This window comes from Bradyrhizobium sp. USDA 4341, from assembly GCF_054063755.1.
The window spans coordinates 3,710,616-3,730,595 of sequence record NZ_JBSSGO010000002.1 but is presented as its reverse complement, the minus strand read 5'-3'; the positions used below and the strand labels follow the sequence as shown (position 1 = coordinate 3,730,595).

The window sequence follows — 19,980 nt, the reverse complement described above, 5'->3', positions numbered from 1 at the left end:
GTCGCCGGGCTCGACCCGGCGATCCATTTTTCCAAGTGGGATGGATACGCGGGTCAAGCCCGCGTATGACGACCTCAGTCATTCAACCGTGCAGCGTGAGCGCGCGAGAGATCGGGACAAACATGGGATTCAAATGCGGAATCGTCGGGCTGCCGAACGTCGGCAAGTCGACACTGTTCAATGCACTGACCGAGACGGCGGCCGCCCAGGCGGCGAACTATCCGTTCTGCACCATCGAGCCGAATGTCGGTGAGGTGGCGGTGCCCGATCCGCGGCTGGAGAAGCTGTCGGCGATCGCAAAATCCGCGCAGATCATCCCGACCCGGCTGACCTTCGTCGATATCGCGGGCCTGGTGCGCGGCGCGTCGCAGGGCGAAGGCCTCGGCAACCAGTTCCTCGCCAACATCCGCGAGGTCGACGCGATCGCCCATGTGGTGCGCTGCTTCGAGGATTCCGACATCACCCATGTCGAAGGCAAGATCGCGCCCCTCGCCGACATCGAGACCATCGAGACCGAGCTGATGCTGTCCGACCTCGACAGCCTGGAGAAGCGCGTCGACAATTTGTCGAAAAAGGCCAAGGGCAACGACAAGGAAGCCAAGGAACAGCTCGAGCTCGTCAACCGCGCGCTGGTGCTGCTGCGCGACGGCAAGCCGGCGCGTGGGCTGGAGCGCAAGCCGGAGGAGGAGCGCGCCTTCCGCATGCTCGGGCTCCTGACCTCGAAGCCCGTGCTCTATGTCTGCAACGTCGAGGAAGGCTCGGCCAAGGAAGGCAACAATTTCTCCAAGGCGGTGTTCGAGCAAGCCAAGAAGGAAGGCGCGGTCGCGGTGGTGATCTCGGCCAAGATCGAATCCGAGATCGCGACGCTGTCGCGCGCCGAGCGCGCCGAGTTCCTGGAAACGCTGGGCCTCGAGGAGGCCGGTCTCGACCGCTTGATCCGCGCCGGCTACCAGCTGCTCGACCTCATCACCTATTTCACTGTCGGCCCGAAAGAAGCCCGCGCCTGGACCATCGACCGCGGCACCAAGGCGCCCGCCGCCGCCGGCGTGATCCACACCGATTTCGAGAAGGGCTTCATCCGCGCCGAGACCATCGCGTATGAGGATTATGTCGCCGGCAACGGCGAAGCCGGCGCGCGCGATGCCGGCAAGCTGCGGCTCGAAGGCAAGGACTACGTCGTCGCCGACGGCGACGTGATGCATTTCCGCTTCAATACCTGAGCGCGCTGTTCAGCCGTGCGCGCAGCAGCAGCGAATTAAGCACCGCTCTATCCCCACGTCGTCCCGGGCAAGCGAAGCGCGACCCGGGACCCATAACCACCGGCCGTGGTTATGAAGCACGCTGGGGCCCCAGCTTGCACAAACAACCACTCCCTGTGGTTATGGGTCCCCGCCTTCGCCGGGACGACACCGAATGTGGGGCTCGGCTTTCTCCCCACGTCGTCTCGGGCAAGCGAAGCGCGACCTGGGACCCATAACCACCGGCCGTGGTTATGAAGCACGCGGGGGCTCCAGCTCGCACAAACAACCGCTCCCTGTGGTTATGGGTCCCTGCGAAAGTGTTTGGTCCCATGTGATTGGCGAGGGCCTGCATTGGGGCCAGGTAGCCGAGGCATTTGAGGCGAGTTCGGTTGTAGTCGTGGACGAACTTGGCGATGAAGGCGTCCCGATCGGCATGGTCGATGAAGGTGCGCCTTGCACTGCCGCGCTTTTGTTCGCGGCCAATGGCTTCGGCGATACGGCGGTTGAAGCGTTCAACGAGACCGTTGGTCTGCGGGTGGTAGGGCTTGGTCAGGCGATGCTGGATGCCGCGCTGCTTGCAGAGCTGATCAAAGGGGTGGTCGCCGGACGGTTTCCCGACCGGCTTGTTCTTCTTGTCGACAGCAAAGCGGTCGGTGAACTCGGCGCCGTTGTCGGTCAGGATGGTGTGAACCTCGTGCGGGAAGTCGGCCAGGAAGCGTTTGAGGAAGTCGGTCGCGGTGGCTCCGTCCCGCCTGGAATGGATCTCGACAAAGACGTAGCGGGTGGCGCGGTCGATGGCGACGAAAGCATAGCTGGTGCGGCGTTGCAGAGCCGGCAGATACTTCACGTCGATATGGATAAAGCCGATGCTGGCGGTCTCGAAGATACCGGGCTTGGGCTTGTCAGGTTTGGCAAGCCGGCTGATGCCATTGCGCTGCAGGCAGCGGTGAATGGCGCTGCGGGACAGCTTGGCATTGATGCATCGCTGCATCACCTCGACGATGTCGTCCAGCGGCAACTGCAGCGACGTCCGCAACTCGCAAACCGCTCGCTCTTCGACGGCCGACAGGCTGGTCGTGAGGTTGTTCGGCCGGTGCGAACGGTCTCCAACCGTGGTGCGGCCGCGCCAGCGGTAGATCGTGGTCTCGCTGACCCCCAGTTCAGCCGCCAACTGGGCAACCGACTTCTTGCTGCGCTGGATGTAGGCGCGCGTCTTTGGTGTCGTGGTGGCGTTCGCGTGCAGGTTCAGTTCCATGACACGAGGTGCTCCCTGACAAAGGCCACGCCTCGTTCTACACCGATTCCATCCAACCAATCAGCAAGGACCAAACCCGAAGGCAGGGACGACACCGAGTGTGCGGACGGGGCACTGCCAAACAGCTCTCACCGGTCCGCGCGGCCGATCACATCCATCAACTCGGCGATCTTGCGCCGCTGGTCGGCCTTGTCGCCGGACGAGATCGCATGCTCGACGCAATGGGCGACATGATCGCGCAGGACCTCTTCCTCGACGCGGCGCAACGCCGCGCGCGCGGCCGCGATCTGCGTCACCACGTCGATGCAATAGCGGTCTTCCTCGACCATGGCGGCCAACCCGCGGATCTGACCCTCGATCCGTTTGAGCCGTTTTAAACAGGATGTCTTGACCTCGTCTCTCATAGGTCTCATATACCCCCCTAGGGTATATAAATCAAGGGGCCGGGATAGCGGCCGGGAAGAGTCTCGTGGCGCACACAGAGCACGACCATTCGCACGCCGATCATCACCATCATGGCGCGGCCGCGCATTCCTGCTGCGGCGGCAAGCATGATCACGACGCGACGCCGGCGGAAGCAGCGTTCGCGATCGATCCGGTCTGCGGCATGAAGGTCGATCCGGCGACCGCCAAGCACCGCTTCAGCTACCAGGGCGAGGAGTACCTGTTCTGCAGCGGCCGCTGCCGCGAGCGCTTCGAGGCCGAGCCGGACAAGTACCTCAAGCCGCGCGAGGCGGAGCCGCCAATGCCGGCCGGCACGATCTACACCTGCCCGATGCATCCCGAGGTGCGCCAGGTCGGTCCCGGCAGCTGCCCGATCTGCGGCATGGCGCTGGAGCCGGAGCAGATCTCGCTCGACGATGGGCCGGATCCCGAATTGATCGATATGGTCAGGCGGTTCTGGATCGCGCTGGCGCTGACGCTGCCTGTGTTCGTGCTCGAGATGGGCAGCCATCTCGGGCTGATGCATCTGGTGCCGCAGACCTGGTCGAACTGGATTTCGTTCGTGCTGGCGACGCCGGTCGTGCTGTGGGCCGGCGCACCGTTCTTCGTGCGCGGCTGGCAGTCGGTGGTCACGCGCAATCTCAACATGTTCACGCTGATCGCCATGGGCGTCGGCGTCGCCTATCTCTACAGCGTGGTCGCGACGCTGGCGCCGCAGCTGTTCCCGCCGGCGTTCCGCGACATGCATGGTGCGGTCGCGGTCTATTTCGAGGCGGCGGCCGTGATCACGGTGCTGGTGCTGCTCGGCCAGGTGCTGGAATTGCGCGCCCGCGCGCAGACCTCGGGCGCGATCCGCGCGTTGCTTGGTCTCGCGCCCAAGACCGCGCGGCGCATTACCGATCATGGCGACGAGGACATCGACATCGACGCGATCAAGGTCGGCGACCGCCTGCGCGTGCGCCCGGGCGAGAAGGTACCGGTCGACGGCGTCGTCATCGAGGGCAACGCGGTCATCGATGAATCCATGGTCACGGGTGAATCGATGCCGGTCACGAAGGCCGAAGGCGACAGCGTGATCGGCGGCACCGTCAACCAGAGCGGCGGCCTCGTGATGCGTGCCGAGAAGGTCGGTCGCGACACCATGCTGGCGCGGATCGTCGACATGGTGGCGAAAGCGCAGCGCTCGCGCGCGCCGATCCAGCGGCTCGCCGACCGCGTCGCCGGCTGGTTCGTGCCGGCGGTGATCGCCGCTGCCGTGCTCGCCTTCATCGCCTGGACGATGTTTGGCCCCGAGCCGCGCCTGACCTTCGCGCTGGTCGCCGCGGTCACGGTGCTGATCATCGCCTGTCCCTGCGCGTTGGGGCTGGCAACGCCGATGTCGATCATGGTCGGCGTCGGCCGCGGCGCGCATTCCGGCATCCTGATCCGCGACGCGCAGGCGCTGGAGCGGATGGAGGCGATCGACACGCTGGTCATCGACAAGACCGGTACGCTCACCGAGGGCAAGCCGAAGGTCGTGCGCATCATTGCGGCCGAAGGGTTCGACGAGAATGACGTGCTCCGTCTTGCCGCCAGTGTCGAGCAGGGCAGCGAGCATCCGCTGGCGCAGGCGATCATCGCGTCCGCCAGGGAGCGCGAGCTGGCATCGGGGGCCGTCAGCAATTTTGCCTCGCCCTCCGGCAAGGGCGCGACCGGCACGGTCGAAGGCAGGAAGGTTGCGCTCGGCAATGCGGTGCTGATGGGCGAGTTGAAGATCGCGACGTCGGTGCTGGACCAGGCCGCCGAGGCCGCGCGGTGGGACGGCGCGACGGCGATCTATGTCGCGGTCGATGGGCGCGTCGCCGGCGTGATCGCGATCGCCGATCCGGTCAAGACGTCGGCGGCGAATGCGCTGCAGGCGCTGCGTGCCGAGGGCCTGCGCATCGTGATGCTGACCGGCGACAATGAGACCACCGCGCGCGCGGTGGCGAAGACGCTTGGCATCGACGAGGTCGAGGCCGGCGTGCTGCCGGAGCGCAAGAGCGAGGTCGTGCAGCGGCTGCGCGGCGAGGGCCGCACCGTCGCGATGGTAGGCGATGGCGTCAACGATGCGCCGGCGCTCGCCGCAGCCGATGTCGGCATCGCGATGGGCGCCGGCACCGACGTCGCGATCGAGAGCGCCGGCATCACGCTGCTCACCGGCGACCTGATGGGTCTCGTCCGGGCGCGGCGCCTGTCGGTCGCAACCATGCGCAACATCCGCCAGAACCTGGCGTTCGCCTTCGTCTACAACGCCGCCGGCGTGCCGATCGCGGCCGGCGTGCTGTACCCGCTGTTCGGCATCCTGCTGTCGCCGATGGTCGGCGCCGCCGCGATGGCGCTGTCCTCGGTCAGCGTGATCGGCAACGCGCTGCGGCTGTCGAGGGTGAAGCTGGACTAGGCGTCTCTTACCTCGCCCCGCTTGCAGGGAGAGGTCGGATCGCATCGTAAGATGCGATCCGGGTGAGGGGGATTCTCCGAGAGTTCGTCTCTCACTTATGTTCGCGGAAGCAGCCCCTCACCCCAGCCCTCTCCCCGCAAGAGCGGGGAGAGGGAGAAGAGCGATCACGCCGGCAGCAGAAGCTGCGCACGCCGCTCCATCTCGGCATCGAGCCAGGTCGCAAGATCCTCGCTCACCTCCACCATCGGCAGCCGCACCTCGGGGCTATCGATCAGCCCCTGCCGCCACAGCCAGTGCTTGGCCGGCGCCGGGCTCGGTTCCGCGAACAGCAGCCGGGTCAGGCCGACGACGCTCTGCCAGGCCGCCAGCGCCGCGTCGCGCTTGCCCTGCTTCAGCAATGTGCGGATCGAAGCGAACGTGTCTGTTTCCAGATGCGCGGAGAGCAGGATCGCGCCGTCGGCGCCGTCCGAGAGCGCATCGAATGTCTGCGCGTCCTCGCCGGTCAGCACGCGGAAGCCGGCGGGCCGGCGGTTGAGGAAGTCGATCGACTGCGCGCGGTCGGCAGAGCAATCCTTCATGCCGACGATGTTGGGATGTTCCGCGAGCGTCAGCAGCGTCTCATTGGTCAGGTTCACCGCCGTGCGATAGGGAATGTTGTAGAGCACCACCGGCCACGACGCGTGATCGGCCAGCGCGTTGAAGTGCTGCACGAGCCCGCGTTGCGAGGGTCTGATGTAATAGGGGCTCGCGATCAGGTAGCCGTTGATCGGCCAGTCGGCCGTATCATCCAGCGCATCCTTCATCATGGCCGTCGAGGCGCCGGAGAGCCCGAGGCAGACCGGCAAATGGCGGGAGTTGGCACTGAGCTCGTCGAGCACGACGCTGACCAGCCCTTCCAGCTCATCGGTGCTGAGCGCCATGCCTTCACCGGAGGTTGCACCGAGGATGAACCCGTCGACAGGGCCACTGACATAGTGCCGCACCAGGCGGCGTAGCGAGGTGACGTCGAGTTCGCCGTCGCGGAACGGCGTGATCAGGGGCAGCCAGAGGCCCTGCAATTGCTGGTGTAGCTCAGTCATGTTCCATCTCCTAAGGGGGCAAAGCCGGAGACGGGACCAACAAAAAACCCCGTCCAGGCGGCGGGGTTTCGGGATCGGTTGAATGCGAAGGTGATCTTATCGCGCGCGATCTCGTGTCCCCGGGAGGGGAGCTTTTTTCGATGACAGAACGGCGCACGAAGTCGTGATCATTGGATAATGATGCTGCGCTGCGAGGTTGTTGTCAATCCACATGCTGACCGTGACGTGCGGCACGTTCGAGCATGACATCAAGGTGAAAGACCTGGAGGTGAAAGACCTGGAGGTGAAAGACATGGAGATGAAAAAAAGCCGGGCTCGAGTGAGCCCGGCTTAAGGTATTGGCCACGTGAGGCCGACACAATCACCTTCCAAGAGGGATTACTGAACTTCCGCGCCACTGGAGGAGGGGGACATATGCGCGACGCGACCGCTCAGCGTGCAAGCACTATGATCCCCATCGACGCCCTGCAGCAACTATCCAGGTCGCATGTCAGTCATGCGGAGATTCAGGGGCCTCTTGGGGCAGCGCGGAAAGCGTATAAACCAGCCCTATAAGGGCAGCTTAATCAGGACGGCCAGCGCTGCGCCTTGCTGACCACGAAGTCGCGGAACACCTGCACCCGGGCCACTGTCTTCAGCTCTTCCGGATAGACGAAGTAGGTGTCGAGCGCGATCGAGTCGGACTCGCCGAACAGCTGCACGAGGTTGTTCTGTTCGACCAGATAGTCCGGCAACGCTGCGATGCCGAGGCCCTGCTGGCAGGCGCGCACCAGGCCAAGGATGTTGTTGACCTTGAAGTAGGGTTCGCGCGGACCGGAGCCGTTGCGGCCGGCATCGATCAGCCAGCTGCGGTTCTGCAGATGCGGCGGCACCTGCGAGTCGCCGAGCATGATGATGCGGTGCGAGTCGAGATCATCCAGCGTCCGCGGCGTGCCGAAGCGCTTGATGTATTCCGGCGAGCAATAGGCATGGAAGCCGATCGAGAACAGCTTGCGCTGGATCAGGTCGGGCTGGGTCGGCTTGCGGGTGCGGATCGCGACGTCGGCCTCGCGCATCGACAGGTCGAGGTCCTCGTCGGTGACGATCAGCGAGATCCGGATGTCCGGATAGAGCGCGACGAACTCGTCGAGCCGCGGGATCAGCCAGTTGATGCCGAGCGCCGGCGGCGTCGTGATCTTGAGATCGCCGCTCGGCCGCTCGCGGCTGTCGGTGAGCTTTGCGCGCGCCGCCTGCAGCTGCATGAACACGTCATGCGCGGTGCGGAACAGCAGGTCGCCCTGCTCGGTGAGGATCAGGCCGCGGGCATGGCGGTGAAACAGCGAGACCGAGAGCTCCTGCTCCAGTGCGCTGACCTGGCGGGAGACCGCCGATTGCGACAGGCCGAGCTGCTCGCCGGCATGCGTGAAGCTGCCAGCCTCCGCCGCCGCGTGAAAGACCTTCAGCTTGTCCCAATCCATATCCGTAAATCCGTCGCGAGAGCGTGCCATGATTATTCCGCCGCTGCGCGATCGCTCGCGCGAAGAGCAATGAAGCGTTCCGCCTCGAGCGCCGCCATGCAGCCGAGGCCGGCGGCGGTGACCGCCTGCCGAAAGGTTTCATCCGCCACGTCGCCGGCGGCGAACACGCCGGGCACCGAGGTCGCCGTGGAATTCGGCGCCACCTCGACATAGCCCGACGGTTTCAGCTTGATCTGGCCTTTGACGAGCTCCGTCGCCGGCGCATGGCCGATCGCGACGAAGACGCCGTCGGTCTTGAGGTTGGTCAGTGCGCCGGTCTTGACGTTCTTCAGCCGCACATGGGTGACCTTGTTCGGGTTCTCCGACCCGCAGATCTCGTCGATCGCGGAATCCCACACCACCTTGATCTTGGGATGCTTGAACAGCCGCTCCTGCAGGATGCGCTCGGCGCGGAAATGATCGCGGCGATGCACGATGGTGACCTGCGAGGCATGATTGGTCAGATACAGCGCTTCCTCGACCGCGGTGTTGCCGCCACCGACCACCACGACTTCCTTGCCGCGGTAGAAGAAGCCGTCGCAGGTCGCGCAGGCCGACACGCCGCCGCCCTGGAATTTCTCTTCCGAGGGCAGTCCGAGCCAGCGCGCCTGGGCGCCGGTGGCGAGGATGACAGTTTCGGCGAGATAGACGTCCCCGGAATCGCAGGTCAGACGAAACGGGCGGTGGCCGAGCTCCAGCTTGTTGACGAGATCGGTGACGATCTTGGTGCCGACATGGGCCGCCTGCTTCTCCATCTGCTCCATCAGCCAGGGGCCCTGGATCACATCGGCGAAGCCCGGATAGTTCTCGACGTCGGTGGTGATGGTGAGCTGCCCGCCCGGCTGAATGCCCTGGATCAGGATCGGTTCGAGCATCGCGCGCGCCGCGTAGATCGCTGCGGTGTAACCGGCGGGGCCGGACCCGATGATGACGACCTTGGCATGGGTAGGCGCGGGCATTGTGAGATCCCTCTGTTTTGGGGATTTTGATCAAGGACTTGTGCGGGAAGCGCCCCGGAAACGCGTCACGGCGGCGCCAAAAGTGTCAAATCCAAGTCTAGGATATCTGGGAAGCTATGCAAGATTTGCAATCCATGGCAGCGATTTTTCCCCGGAACTGAAGTCACATTCGCGAAATCGTGCGCTGCACGCGCAATAAAATTGCGCAATGCCGGCTGCCTGCGCTATGAGAGTTGCCGGCAGACCTGCCAAACCTTCCGAACCCTGAGGGAACCCAAGTCGCGTGTCGAAGAACCTTGACGAGATCGACCTCAAAATCCTCGCCGAGATCCAGGCTGATGGCCGAATCACCAATGTGGAACTCGCCAAACGCGTCGGGATCTCGCCGCCGCCCTGCTTGCGCAGGGTCCGGGCGCTGGAGGAGGAGGGCTACATCCAGGGCTACCGCGGCCTGCTCGATCCGCGCCGCCTCGGCTACGACGTCACGGTGTTTGCTTCTGTGCATCTGTCGAGCCAGGCCGACGCCGATCTCCGCGCCTTCGAGAATTTTGTGCGCGCCGAGCCGTTGGTGCGGGAATGCTGGATGCTGTCCGGCGAAGTCGATTTCATCCTCAAATGCGTCGCTCCCGACATGGCGACCTTCCAGGATTTCGTCACCCATCTGACGGCCGCGCCGCATGTGCGCAACGTCAGGACGTCGCTGGTGCTGCACAATTCGAAATACGAAGCTGCGGTGCCGCTGGATCTCAAGGCTGCCGGATAGCGCGCGGCGGCGCGTCATTTCGGGGCGATGCGCCGGCATCGAACCAGGGTGCGCAACTACGCGTCTGACGTCTGGTGCCAACGTACCATGGTTTGAGCTTGGTGAAGGGTCTTCTCAGCAACCTCGGGCTGTCATCACCGAACCGTTTGCCTCGAATAATCCAACAGCCCCGGACGGTGAAGTCGCGACGTTGAACGCGAGCGGGCCGCAAGTAATCATGCAATAGTCGTAAACCGAGCGCCGGTCGTTTCCCATTAGAAACTGATAGTGGATCTGCATGAAGTTGAATCGATGACGTCTGAAGCGGACTGGACTTATCATTGAATGTATTTGGACGCGCCGAATCTTCGGGTGCTCGCCTGAATAGTCTCGACTGGTACGTTTCAGCGTGACGGGATCGAAGCGATAGAAGCTGATTGCGTCATCTCGTGCCTGGTACTCGACCCAGTCGATGGCAGACGTTCCGGCCACAAGTTGTGCCGCTTCCCGTATTTGGCCGCCCATCGGATGCAATGAGAATTTGGGAATCGTGGCGCCCACTGTGAGAATGCATAGCTTCGGTCCGTGCGTTGCAAGCAGAGGATCCAGCTTCAGCGCGCGCGCGACAGCCGCTATCGAGAGCGCGGCGCCAAGGGAATGGCCAACAATCAGAATTTCATCAACATCTGCGGCCCGAGCTGTTCTCAATATCAAGGCCGCAAAATCGCCGAGGCGCTTATCAAGCTCGCCTTTTTGCCCGTAAAGAAACTGGTAGGAGAAAATGGCATCATCAAGGATGTGGTTTATCCGACGCTTGGGTCCAATCCAGAGCATTGAGCTGATGAAGATGGCAAGCGATAGAAAAACACCAAGCAGCAATTGTTCAACCCAGAATGTAGCGGGTATGAGCCTGACAAGCAGATATGACAGCCCGACGCTGCAAAATGCGATCAAGAGCAAACAGCAATATGGAAAGACAAAGAAGAGAGCATATTTCCAGCTTGCGACCGCATATCTGAATAGTGTTCCGGTAAGGATGAAGTTGAATAGCGCTTTCACGGACTGAACGAGACGAGGCACCAGCCCGACTCCCGAATCGCGCCGGATGAGATCGTCCCAGCGCAGCATCTCGAAGGTGTTGTCGGTTTTCCAGTTTGGTCCCCATGCTTCCAGGTCGCATGAAGCATTGATTGCAGATGTGTTCGAGATTTCCGACAGCCGTGAAGAGGCGCCCCAAACCTTTTCGAAGCTCGACAGCGAGCGGCGCAAGCGTTCGACCTGCTCTTCTGGGGTGATTGGATCGTAACCGCCAATGTGGAAGACGTGCCGTCGTTGAATCATCTAGCAACTCGAATCGTTATGGACATTGGTTGCCACTCGTTCCGGAAACCGGACCGCATAGACACGTTACCCCGGAACTCTTGCGACGTTGATCCCGAAGCCTTGGTGATCTTGACCTTATTAAATTACCACTCCCTCCGCGAGGCGACACTCTTTGAGATGGCCTCGATCAAAAAAGTACAGAGGACCTTCCCATAGTGGAAGCCATTGACCGCCGGAAGGTCATGAACGGTCGTGGCTCGATCGCTTTTTCCGTGTGGCAAATCCGCGACAGTAAACCAATTGCGCGCCTCAGCACGCATTTCGAAATCGTTCTTGATTGTCACGATTCGCAGGTCTGGTTTAATGCGACTGGATTTGAGGTGGGCGAGGGATATTGAAATGAAGAGACTACGTTACAGCGCGGCGCTGGTATGCGCCGTCTTAACGGTTCTTTTTGCAAGCGGCTTACATTTGAACAACGCGGCGCAGGCTAGCCCCGCAATAACCGTTGCACTGAGATCGACCGGTTCGCCCGCTCGGCTGCATTCCTCCGCGGCGCACGTTTATTTGTTCCGCGGATTGTTGAACGTCTTTTCTTTGGGCATGGACGACCTCGCCGTCCAGCTGCGCGCGGCCGGCATCGCCGCGGTTGTCGCCAATCACGCCCAGTGGAGAGGCGTTGCCGACGAAATTATCGCGAACTATCGAGCGGGCCAGCGTGGACCCATTATACTGGTGGGGCACTCTCTTGGTGCGGATGCCGTGATGTCGATGGCAGAGTACCTTGGCCAGATGGGCGTGCCGGTCGCTTTGGTTGTCCCATTCGACGGAACGTCGCCTCATGCGGCGACGGCTAATGTCGCAAGGGTTTTAAATCTGTACAAGCATGAAAGCGCTCGAATAAGTCGCGGCCCCGGCTTCCGCGGCGAGCTTACAAACTTCTATGTTCGCGATGTAAACGTCGACCACTTCAACATCGATAAAAGCGCGGCGTTGCATAGCCTGGTGATACGAAAGATCAGGGCAATCGGGCTCGCTGTCGCGCGCCCACGACAACGCCAGAATCCTTCGAACTCGGATTTGCCTGCGGCCGGAGCTTCAACCAATTCCTCGCATGACGCCCAGAAGGCAGCTGGAGTTGGGGTTTGACACTGCATGTAAGGCTTTAGGTCACGTCTCTGTCGGGGCCCGGTGTTTGTATTGTTCTCTCTAGCACTTCAGGCCGGAGGCAGTCGGTGACGCCGTTCAGAAAATTCTCGGTCGCTATGGCCTTGTGTATCCTGGCGACCGTGTGCGCCGCCTTCACAAAACCGATTCATATCGTGGCGGTCGGCGCAAGCAATACGCAAGGCTGGTACGTCGGAAAGCAAGGTGCCTACCCGGCCAAGTTAGAGGTGCTGCTGAAAGGGAAGGGCGTCAATGCGAACGTCGTCAATGCCGGTGTTCCCTTCGATACCACGGCCGGCATGCTCAAGCGCATTGATAGCGATGTGCCAAGGGGAACCGACATCGTAATCTTGCAGCCTGGAGGCAACGACAGGCGTTTCCTGGTTACGAAGGAGCAGCGGGCGGCCAACATCGCCGCGATGGAGCGGCGGTTGCGTGATCGCGCCATCAAAGTGATCGTGTACGACGAAGAGATTCCTCCGCAGTATTACGCTTTTGACTTCATTCACCTCACGGCTGACGGCCATGCTTTCATAGCGTCGCGGTTACTCCCGCGAGTGTTGGCGATGATAGACCGGAGAGCCATCGCGGCCTCGCCGCAGGCGAGATAGAGCCCAGCGACGCCTCCGCCTTGGATTCGAGCGGTCGCACGGCCAACTTATCAGTGGAAACGGCCTGCAAGCCCTGTATGATTGTTTCATGCTGATCTGTGGATTTGTTTCGGTCAAATCTCAGACGCTCGCTAGGAACGGCGCCCTTTCGATGGTCGGCAGAGATGACGCGCCAGCGAAACGAGCCCTGGGCCCACGATGACGCCTGACATTGCCAAGTTCGTGTTTATCATGATGGCGGTCGGTTGGTATCTCATCCGCTACAGATACGCGCGTCGTGCTCGCCGTGAAAAGGTCTTGCGGAGCGCCCGGGGTGCTCGCGAAAACACCCTGCTGCTGATATCGCTCACCGGTCTCGGCATTGTGCCGTTCGTCTACATCGCAACAGCCGCACCTCATTTCGCATCGTACGTCTTCCGGCCAGCTCAAGCCTGGCTGGGCGTTCTCCTGGCGATTGCAGCGCTGATCATGTTCCGGCTGACCCATCGCGCTCTTGGTCGGAACTGGTCGGTAAGTCTCGACGTGCGGGAAAATCATCACCTGATCACCGACGGGATCTATCGAAAAATTCGCCACCCCATGTATTCCGCATTCTGGCTCTGGGCTGCCGCCCAGGCGTTGCTCTTGCCGAATTTGGTCGCCGGTTTCGCTGGCCTGATCGGATTTGGGACATTGTTTTTCGGCCGGCTTGCCAGAGAAGAACAGATGATGCTGGAAACGTTCGGCGACGAGTATCGCGAGTATATGGCACGGACCGGACGCATTATGCCGAGGCTGCTCTGAGCCGGCGATACGAGGTCGGTCTCGCCGGGCCCTGCACGCAAAGCAATCATTCCGTGTCGTTTTTGCCACATCTGGCAAAGAAAGGACCGTCCGAGCGTAAGCTTTGGTACAGCGTTAATTGCGCCGTAGCCGTCAGACGGTATGGTGTTCAGACTCAAGCTGTCCATCTCGGAGATCACGATGTTGAAATTTCTGGTTGCTGGAGTTGCTACATTCGGTTTCATGGCTGTCGCCAGTGCGGCCGACCTTCCTCGTCCGCAGCCGGTCGCCGAGCAGGCTCCGATTGGCAAGATGCCAATTGGCAAGTATCCGGTCGGCAAATATCCGGTCGGCAAGACCCCGGTTGGAAAAGCTCCCATCGTAACGAAGGGCTAGATCGAGGATCGTCCGGACAACGCGCTCCTTCAGCTTTTTTGCTGAAGGCGCTGTTCGGGGGTGATGTCTTGCCCTTAGTGAGGGTCTGAAGGTGCCGAAATCGAATCGGAAACGGGGCGGCCTGCGGCTGCTTGCCGGAATTGGTATCGTCATAGCTTCCGCGACTTTGGAAGCCGGCATCAGTCATGCGCAGCAATTGGCTGCGCAGACCGATCAAGCCCCGCTGCAGCAGGATAAGCCGCGTAAACCGTCGTCAAGGTCGGTCGTGGCAACGGCCGTTGTTGGACCGAGTGCTTCCGTTTCTGGAGCAGACGTCAAGCCGGCGCGAAGGTCTGTAGCCAAAGGGCCGTATTACGTGGACTTTCGTGCCCGCACGGCAGCTTCTTACGGGCACGCGTTCGTTTGGTACGGTAAGACAAGCGAGAAGATGGTCGACGTTGCGGGGCTGCACCCGGCGGGCGACGTCCTGCCTTATATGCTGGGACATCTGACGTGGGTACCCTCCGAGACGGGAGCAAGCTACGGCGACCTTGACGTGCAGTATTTGACGGCCAGCTATCGCGTGTATTTGAGCGAGGCCGACGCGAAGAAAGTCTTTGCGTATATCAAGCATCTTCAGGCGACCTCGCCTCTCTGGAACGCCGAAACGACCAATTGCACGGCTTTTATTGGTCGCATAGCGAGCTTCATGGGTTTGAAGACCCCATTCCATTTGCAGAAGCCCGAGGATTACGTAAACCAGTTGAGAGACATGAACGGCGGGCGCCAAACGGTGCAGCTCGCGTCTGATCCTTAGTTCTCCCGCAACTGGGCAAAGCCGCTATCGCGTACAGGCTGGTCGCATTGGAGCAGGCATCCCATGCGAACGTGTAAGCTTCTTCGGGTTGGTTCCATCACGCACAGCGCCCTCAGGCTCTCCTGACTCCTTTCGCATTGTTCGACGGATTGCCGCTGTAGTTGCGGCGTAGCCGCGAAGAACCCGTCCCAACTGAGCGGGACGGGTCTCAGCGATGTTGTTACTTCTTGCCCATCGCGGCGTCGACGCTGATCGGGCCGGGGCCCGAGGTCGCGAGGTAGAGGCAGGCGAAGCAGAACAGGATCGCTGCGGTGCCGTTGTTGAGCAGCGGCAGCAACACCGGCTCGGCCGGGTTCTTCAGCATGTGGCCGAGGAAATAAGCGAACGCCATCTCGCCCGACAGGATGAACGCGGCCAGCCGCGAGAACAGGCCGAGCATCAGGAGCGCGCCGAGCACCAGTTCAAGCCAGCCTGCAGCCTGGATCAACGGCGGGATATTGGCGAAGTAGGCGAGCACGGGAAACTTGAAGATCTTGGCGACGCCGTACTGAAACAGCAGCAGTCCGGTGATGAACCGGAACAGGCTCAGCGCCGTCGGCTGCCATTTGGAAAACATCTGGTCCATTGTCATTAACCCCCTGTTTGACACGCTGGAACATTGCACGATGCAGAAGCACACGGTGTCCGCCACCCGAATGTGATGTCAACACCTTGCACCTGGAATCATTCCTCGCTCCACGGAAGTTGCGAGAGAACGCACCAGTGACACGGTGACACGCCGCGATGCGTGTTGCGACGCAATCACCGGCTCCGCCCCAGTCCCCGACATGATTATACTGCATAAACATGTCACGGCCTCACTAGTATGCCGCCCACCCGCTCTCCACTCACATTGCTGTCAGACGGGGGGAAAACGCGGGCACAAAAAAAGCCGCGTGCAACACGCGGCCTTTTTGCACCAGTCACGTCAAGGTAACTACCGCCACTCGACCTTGGTGATCTCGTAGGCCTTGGCGCCGCCCGGCGCCATCACCTCGACGGTGGCACCCTTCTTCTTGCCGATCAGCGCGCGCGCGAGCGGCGAGGTGATGGAGATGCGGCCCTTCTTGGCATCGGCTTCGACCTCGCCAACGAGCTGCCACACCGCCTTCTTCTCGGTGTCCTCGTCGATCAGCGTGACGGTGGCGCCGAACTTGATGGTGTCGCCGGACAGTTTCGAGATGTCGATGATGTCGGCGCGCGCGAGCTTGTCTTCGAGCTCGGCGATGCGGCCTTCGTTGTGCGACTGCTCTTCCTTGGCGGCGTGATACTCGGCGTTCTCAGAGAGGTCGCCGTGCGAGCGTGCTTCCGCAATGTGTTCGATGATGCGCGGACGATCCACCGATTGGCGATGCTTCAACTCGTTCGTCAGCGCGGCGTATCCGCCCGCGGTCATCGGAACCTTATCCATCATCTTCGTCCTTCGTCGTGCGCGCCCGGCGGCCGTGCACGAATATCCAGTTCAGCTAACGCAGGAATCAGGACGCGAATGCGCCCGGAAGCCCAGTGATTTTCGGCCCCGCTAAGGGCCGTGACAACATCCAATCGCGCGGTGAGTTCCAGCCATTCGGCTAATTGACCGCTTCGGGCCTTCAGCCCGGGCAGCGGTCAGCTTTCGGAAAAGTAACTCTGAAGCGTGCGGACCTCAAGGTCCCCGTCCCGATAGGCCCGGATCCCCCGCGCGGCCGCCACCGCGCCTGAAAGAGTGGTGTAATATGGCACTTTATGCAAGAGGGCAGCCCGCCGCAGCGAACGGCTGTCCGCCAGGGCCTGCGGACCTTCAGTGGTATTGAAGACCAGCTGGACGTCGCCATTGGTGATGGCGTCGACGATGTGCGGACGCCCTTCGAGCACCTTGTTCACCTTTTCCGTCGGCACGCCGTGATCGCTGAGATAGCGTTGCGTGCCCGAGGTCGCCATCACCTTGAAGCCGAGCGAGTGCAACAGCCGCACCGCATCCGCGATGCGCATCTTGTCGTCGCCGCGCACCGAGACGAACACCGTGCCTTGCCGCGGCACGCGCGTGCCGCCGCCGAGCTGGCTCTTCGCGAATGCCACCTCGAACGAGCGGTCGATGCCCATCACTTCGCCGGTCGAACGCATTTCCGGTCCGAGCACGGTGTCGACGCCGGGGAAGCGCGCAAACGGGAACACCGATTCCTTCACGCCGACATGGTCGAGCTTCTTCTTCTTCAGCTTGAAGTCGGCGAGCTTTTCGCCGGCCATGATCCGCGCCGCGATCTTGGCGACCGGCATGCCTATCACCTTGGCGACGAACGGCACGGTACGGGATGCGCGCGGGTTGACCTCGAGCACGTAGATCTCGCCGTCCTTGATGGCGTATTGCACATTCATCAGGCCGACCACGTCGAGGCCGAGCGCGAGCTCGCGGGTCTGCCGCTCCAGCTCCTCGATGGTCTTCGCGTCGAGCGAATGCGGCGGCAGCGAGCAGGCGGAGTCGCCGGAATGGATGCCGGCTTCCTCGATGTGCTCCATGATGCCGACGATGAAGGTGTCCTTGCCGTCGCAGAGGCAGTCGACGTCGACTTCGGTCGCATCGGACAGATAGCGGTCGAACAGCAGCGGGTTCTTGCCGAGCACGGTGTTGATCTGCCCGGTCTTGTCGTTCGGGTAGCGTGCCTTGACGTCGGCGGGCACCAGCTCGGGCAGGGTGCCGAGCAGGTAATCGTTGAGCTGGGTCTCCTCGCGGATGATCTGCATCGCGCGGCCGCCGAGCACGTAGGACGGGCGCACCACGAGCGGCAGATCGAGATCGGCGGCCACCAGGCGGGCCTGCTCGACCGAATAGGCGATGCCGTTCTTCGGCTGCTTGAGGCGGAGCTTGTCGAGCACGCGCTTGAAGCGGTCGCGGTCCTCGGCGAGGTCGATCGCGTCAGGCGAGGTGCCGAGGATCGGCACTTCGGCGGCTTCGAGCGCGCGGGCAAGCTTCAGCGGGGTCTGGCCGCCGAATTGCACGATCACGCCGTGCAGCGTGCCGTTCTTGCGCTCGGTCGCGACGATCTCCAGCACGTCTTCGGCGGTAAGCGGTTCGAAATACAGCCGGTTGGCGGTGTCGTAGTCGGTCGACACCGTCTCCGGATTGCAGTTGACCATGATGGTCTCGTAGCCGGCGTCCTCGAGCGCGAAGCAGGCGTGGCAGCAGCAATAGTCGAACTCGATACCCTGGCCGATGCGGTTCGGTCCGCCGCCGAGAATGATCACCTTCTTGCGGTCCGAGGGCGCGCTCTCGTCGGCCAGCTCGCCCGCGAACGGCCGCTCATAGGTCGAATACATGTAGGCGGTGGGCGAAGCGAACTCGGCCGCGCAGGTGTCGATCCGCTTGAACACCGGGCGCACCCCGAGCGCGTGGCGCTTGGCGGTGACGTCGGCTTCGGTGGTTTCCGTGAGCACGGCGAGCCGCGCATCGGAGAAGCCCATCGCCTTCAGCGTCCGCATTGCGAACGCGTTCGGCGGCAGGCCGTTGCGGCGGACCTTGTCCTCCGTCTCGACGATGGCGCGCATCTCCGCCAGGAACCAGGGGTCGATCTTGCAGGAGTTGAAGATCTCCTCGTCGGTCCAGCCGAGCCGCATCGCTTGCGCGACCTGCAGGATGCGGTTCGGCGTCGGGGTGCCGAGCGCAGCGCGGATCGCGTTCTTGTCGTCGCCGCGGCCGAGCCCCTCGATCTCGATTTCGTCGAGGCCGGTCAGGCCGGTCTCGAGCCCGCGCAGGGCCTTCTGCAGGCTCTCCTGGAAGGTGCGGCCGATCGCCATCACTTCGCCGACCGACTTCATCGACGTGGTCAGCGTCGTTGAGGCGCCGGGGAATTTCTCGAACGCAAAGCGCGGAATCTTGGTGACGACGTAATCGATGGTCGGCTCGAACGAGGCGGGGGTGGCGCCGCCGGTGATGTCGTTGGCGATTTCGTCCAGCGTGTAGCCGACGGCGAGCTTGGCTGCGACCTTTGCGATCGGGAAGCCGGTGGCCTTCGAAGCCAGCGCCGACGAGCGCGACACGCGCGGATTCATCTCGATCACGACCATGCGGCCGTCGACGGGGTTGATGCCGAACTGGACGTTGGAGCCGCCGGTCTCGACCCCGATCTCGCGCAGCACCGCCAGCGAGGCGTCGCGCATGACCTGGTATTCCTTGTCGGTCAACGTCAGGGCCGGCGCGATGGTGATGGAATCGCCGGTATGCACGCCCATTGGATCGAGATTCTCGATCGAGCAGATGATGATGCAATTGTCCTTCTTATCGCGCACCACCTCCATCTCGTACTCTTTCCAGCCGAGCACGCTTTCCTCGATCAGGACCTCGTTGGTCGGCGAGGCGTCGAGCCCGCGCTCGATGATGTCGAGGAACTCTTCCTTGTTGTAGGCAATGCCGCCGCCGGTGCCGCCCATGGTGAAGGAGGGCCGGATGATCGCGGGCAAGCCGATTTCCGACAGCGCCATCAAGGCCTCGCCGAACGCGTGCTCCTGATAGCGTTTGCGGCGTTCGTTCTCGCCAAGCGTCCACTGCCGTTCGAGTTCTTCCAGCGCCTCGCCGGACAGCTTCTCCCGCTCGGCAAGGTATTTGTCGCGGTAGGACTTCTTCAGCGCCGAGGCGTTGGCGAGCCGCGATTTTGGCGTCTCCAGCCCGATCTTGGTCATGGCCTCGCGGAACAGCTGGCGGTCCTCGGCCTTGTCGATGGCGTCAGCGGTGGCGCCGATCATCTCGACGTCGAACTTGTCGAGCGTGCCCTGCCGGCGCAACGAGAGTGCGCAGTTCAGCGCGGTCTGGCCGCCCATGGTCGGCAACAGCGCGAAGCCGCCCGGTACGACGTTGCGCTCTTTCTCGATGATTTTGCCGACGATCTCGGGGGTGATCGGTTCGATATAGGTCGCGTCCGCCAGTTCCGGATCGGTCATGATGGTGGCCGGATTGGAATTGACGAGGACGACGCGGTAACCCTCTTCCTTCAGAGCCTTCACCGCCTGCGTGCCGGAATAGTCGAATTCGCAGGCTTGGCCGATCACGATGGGACCGGCGCCGATGATCAGGATGGTGGAGATGTCGGTTCTTTTGGGCATCAGCTCTCGCGGACTGGAATTTGGGCACAAAAAAAGGGCGCGCGTCCCGCGCGTCCCTCGAGCCATGCGCTACATTTTGTAGCGCCGGAAGCGCGATCCCTCGCGCGCGGGTGGTCTTTAGACCAGTTTCCGCACCTGCGAAACCCCCAAAAACGCCCAATCAACTGCGATTCTGGGG

Annotated in this window: 18 protein-coding genes; 9 read left to right on the top strand and 9 right to left on the bottom strand. The window is 62.3% G+C overall.

The features are described 5' to 3' along the window. The first annotated feature begins 122 nt into the window (after positions 1-122). Positions 123-1,220, top strand: coding sequence for a redox-regulated ATPase YchF (gene ychF / locus ACVIGB_RS23645; RefSeq protein ID WP_456720825.1), 1,098 nt, complete (start codon positions 123-125; stop codon positions 1,218-1,220). Positions 1,221-1,329: 109 nt separating this feature from the next. Here ychF and ACVIGB_RS23640 read toward each other — a convergent pair whose 3' ends face one another. Next, on the bottom strand, positions 1,330-2,496 hold the full coding sequence (locus ACVIGB_RS23640; RefSeq protein WP_456720826.1) for an IS481 family transposase: 1,167 nt from the start codon (positions 2,494-2,496) through the stop codon (positions 1,330-1,332). A gap of 128 nt (positions 2,497-2,624) precedes the next feature. Next, positions 2,625-2,900, bottom strand: coding sequence for a metal-sensitive transcriptional regulator (locus ACVIGB_RS23635; RefSeq protein WP_092124125.1), 276 nt, complete (start codon positions 2,898-2,900; stop codon positions 2,625-2,627). Between the two features lie 65 nt (positions 2,901-2,965). Between ACVIGB_RS23635 and ACVIGB_RS23630 the strand changes: the two genes are divergently transcribed. Further along, complete coding sequence (locus ACVIGB_RS23630; protein WP_456720827.1) at positions 2,966-5,359, top strand: heavy metal translocating P-type ATPase; 2,394 nt, start codon at positions 2,966-2,968, stop codon at positions 5,357-5,359. 164 nt (positions 5,360-5,523) lie between these two features. Here ACVIGB_RS23630 and dapA read toward each other — a convergent pair whose 3' ends face one another. From dapA to trxB, 3 genes are all read right to left on the bottom strand, one after another. Beyond that, on the bottom strand, positions 5,524-6,438 hold the full coding sequence (dapA, locus tag ACVIGB_RS23625) for a 4-hydroxy-tetrahydrodipicolinate synthase (RefSeq protein WP_456720828.1): 915 nt from the start codon (positions 6,436-6,438) through the stop codon (positions 5,524-5,526). Positions 6,439-7,004: 566 nt separating this feature from the next. Then, complete coding sequence (locus ACVIGB_RS23620) at positions 7,005-7,925, bottom strand: LysR family transcriptional regulator (RefSeq protein ID WP_029081982.1); 921 nt, start codon at positions 7,923-7,925, stop codon at positions 7,005-7,007. 2 nt (positions 7,926-7,927) lie between these two features. Further along, positions 7,928-8,893 (bottom strand): thioredoxin-disulfide reductase, encoded by a 966-nt coding sequence (gene trxB / locus ACVIGB_RS23615; RefSeq protein ID WP_456749220.1) that lies wholly within the window; start codon positions 8,891-8,893, stop codon positions 7,928-7,930. 283 nt (positions 8,894-9,176) lie between these two features. Here trxB and ACVIGB_RS23610 point away from each other — a divergent pair, with 283 nt between their 5' ends. Then, positions 9,177-9,656 carry an Lrp/AsnC family transcriptional regulator gene (locus tag ACVIGB_RS23610; RefSeq protein WP_092124130.1) on the top strand — a complete coding sequence of 160 codons (480 nt, stop codon included), beginning with the start codon at positions 9,177-9,179 and terminating at the stop codon, positions 9,654-9,656. Positions 9,657-9,770: 114 nt separating this feature from the next. On the opposite strand, the gene ACVIGB_RS23605 is transcribed toward ACVIGB_RS23610, so the two are convergent. Beyond that, positions 9,771-10,976 (bottom strand): hypothetical protein, encoded by a 1,206-nt coding sequence (locus tag ACVIGB_RS23605; RefSeq protein ID WP_456720829.1) that lies wholly within the window; start codon positions 10,974-10,976, stop codon positions 9,771-9,773. A gap of 197 nt (positions 10,977-11,173) precedes the next feature. Here ACVIGB_RS23605 and ACVIGB_RS23600 point away from each other — a divergent pair, with 197 nt between their 5' ends. From ACVIGB_RS23600 to ACVIGB_RS23575, 6 genes are all read left to right on the top strand, one after another. After that, positions 11,174-11,356, top strand: coding sequence for a hypothetical protein (locus tag ACVIGB_RS23600; protein WP_456720830.1), 183 nt, complete (start codon positions 11,174-11,176; stop codon positions 11,354-11,356). Between the two features lies 1 nt (position 11,357). Then, on the top strand, positions 11,358-12,107 hold the full coding sequence (locus ACVIGB_RS23595) for a thioesterase domain-containing protein (protein ID WP_456720831.1): 750 nt from the start codon (positions 11,358-11,360) through the stop codon (positions 12,105-12,107). Positions 12,108-12,193: 86 nt separating this feature from the next. Next, on the top strand, positions 12,194-12,736 hold the full coding sequence (locus ACVIGB_RS23590; protein ID WP_456720832.1) for an SGNH/GDSL hydrolase family protein: 543 nt from the start codon (positions 12,194-12,196) through the stop codon (positions 12,734-12,736). A 198-nt stretch (positions 12,737-12,934) separates the two neighbouring features. Then, the gene (locus ACVIGB_RS23585; protein WP_092124132.1) at positions 12,935-13,519 is read left to right on the top strand and encodes a protein-S-isoprenylcysteine O-methyltransferase; all 585 of its coding nucleotides are present in this window, start codon (positions 12,935-12,937) and stop codon (positions 13,517-13,519) included. 180 nt (positions 13,520-13,699) lie between these two features. Continuing rightward, complete coding sequence (locus tag ACVIGB_RS23580; RefSeq protein ID WP_092126756.1) at positions 13,700-13,894, top strand: hypothetical protein; 195 nt, start codon at positions 13,700-13,702, stop codon at positions 13,892-13,894. Between the two features lie 265 nt (positions 13,895-14,159). Next, the gene (locus tag ACVIGB_RS23575; RefSeq protein ID WP_456725089.1) at positions 14,160-14,690 is read left to right on the top strand and encodes a hypothetical protein; all 531 of its coding nucleotides are present in this window, start codon (positions 14,160-14,162) and stop codon (positions 14,688-14,690) included. 220 nt (positions 14,691-14,910) lie between these two features. Here ACVIGB_RS23575 and ACVIGB_RS23570 read toward each other — a convergent pair whose 3' ends face one another. The 3 genes from ACVIGB_RS23570 to carB form a co-directional block, all read right to left on the bottom strand. Further along, on the bottom strand, positions 14,911-15,315 hold the full coding sequence (locus tag ACVIGB_RS23570; protein ID WP_212313370.1) for a DoxX family protein: 405 nt from the start codon (positions 15,313-15,315) through the stop codon (positions 14,911-14,913). Between the two features lie 351 nt (positions 15,316-15,666). Then, positions 15,667-16,140, bottom strand: coding sequence for a transcription elongation factor GreA (gene greA / locus ACVIGB_RS23565; protein WP_092124135.1), 474 nt, complete (start codon positions 16,138-16,140; stop codon positions 15,667-15,669). Positions 16,141-16,337: 197 nt separating this feature from the next. Continuing rightward, a complete protein-coding gene (gene carB, locus ACVIGB_RS23560) occupies positions 16,338-19,802 on the bottom strand; it encodes a carbamoyl-phosphate synthase large subunit (protein WP_456720833.1) in 3,465 nt (1,154 codons plus the stop codon). Positions 19,803-19,980: the final 178 nt, after the last annotated feature.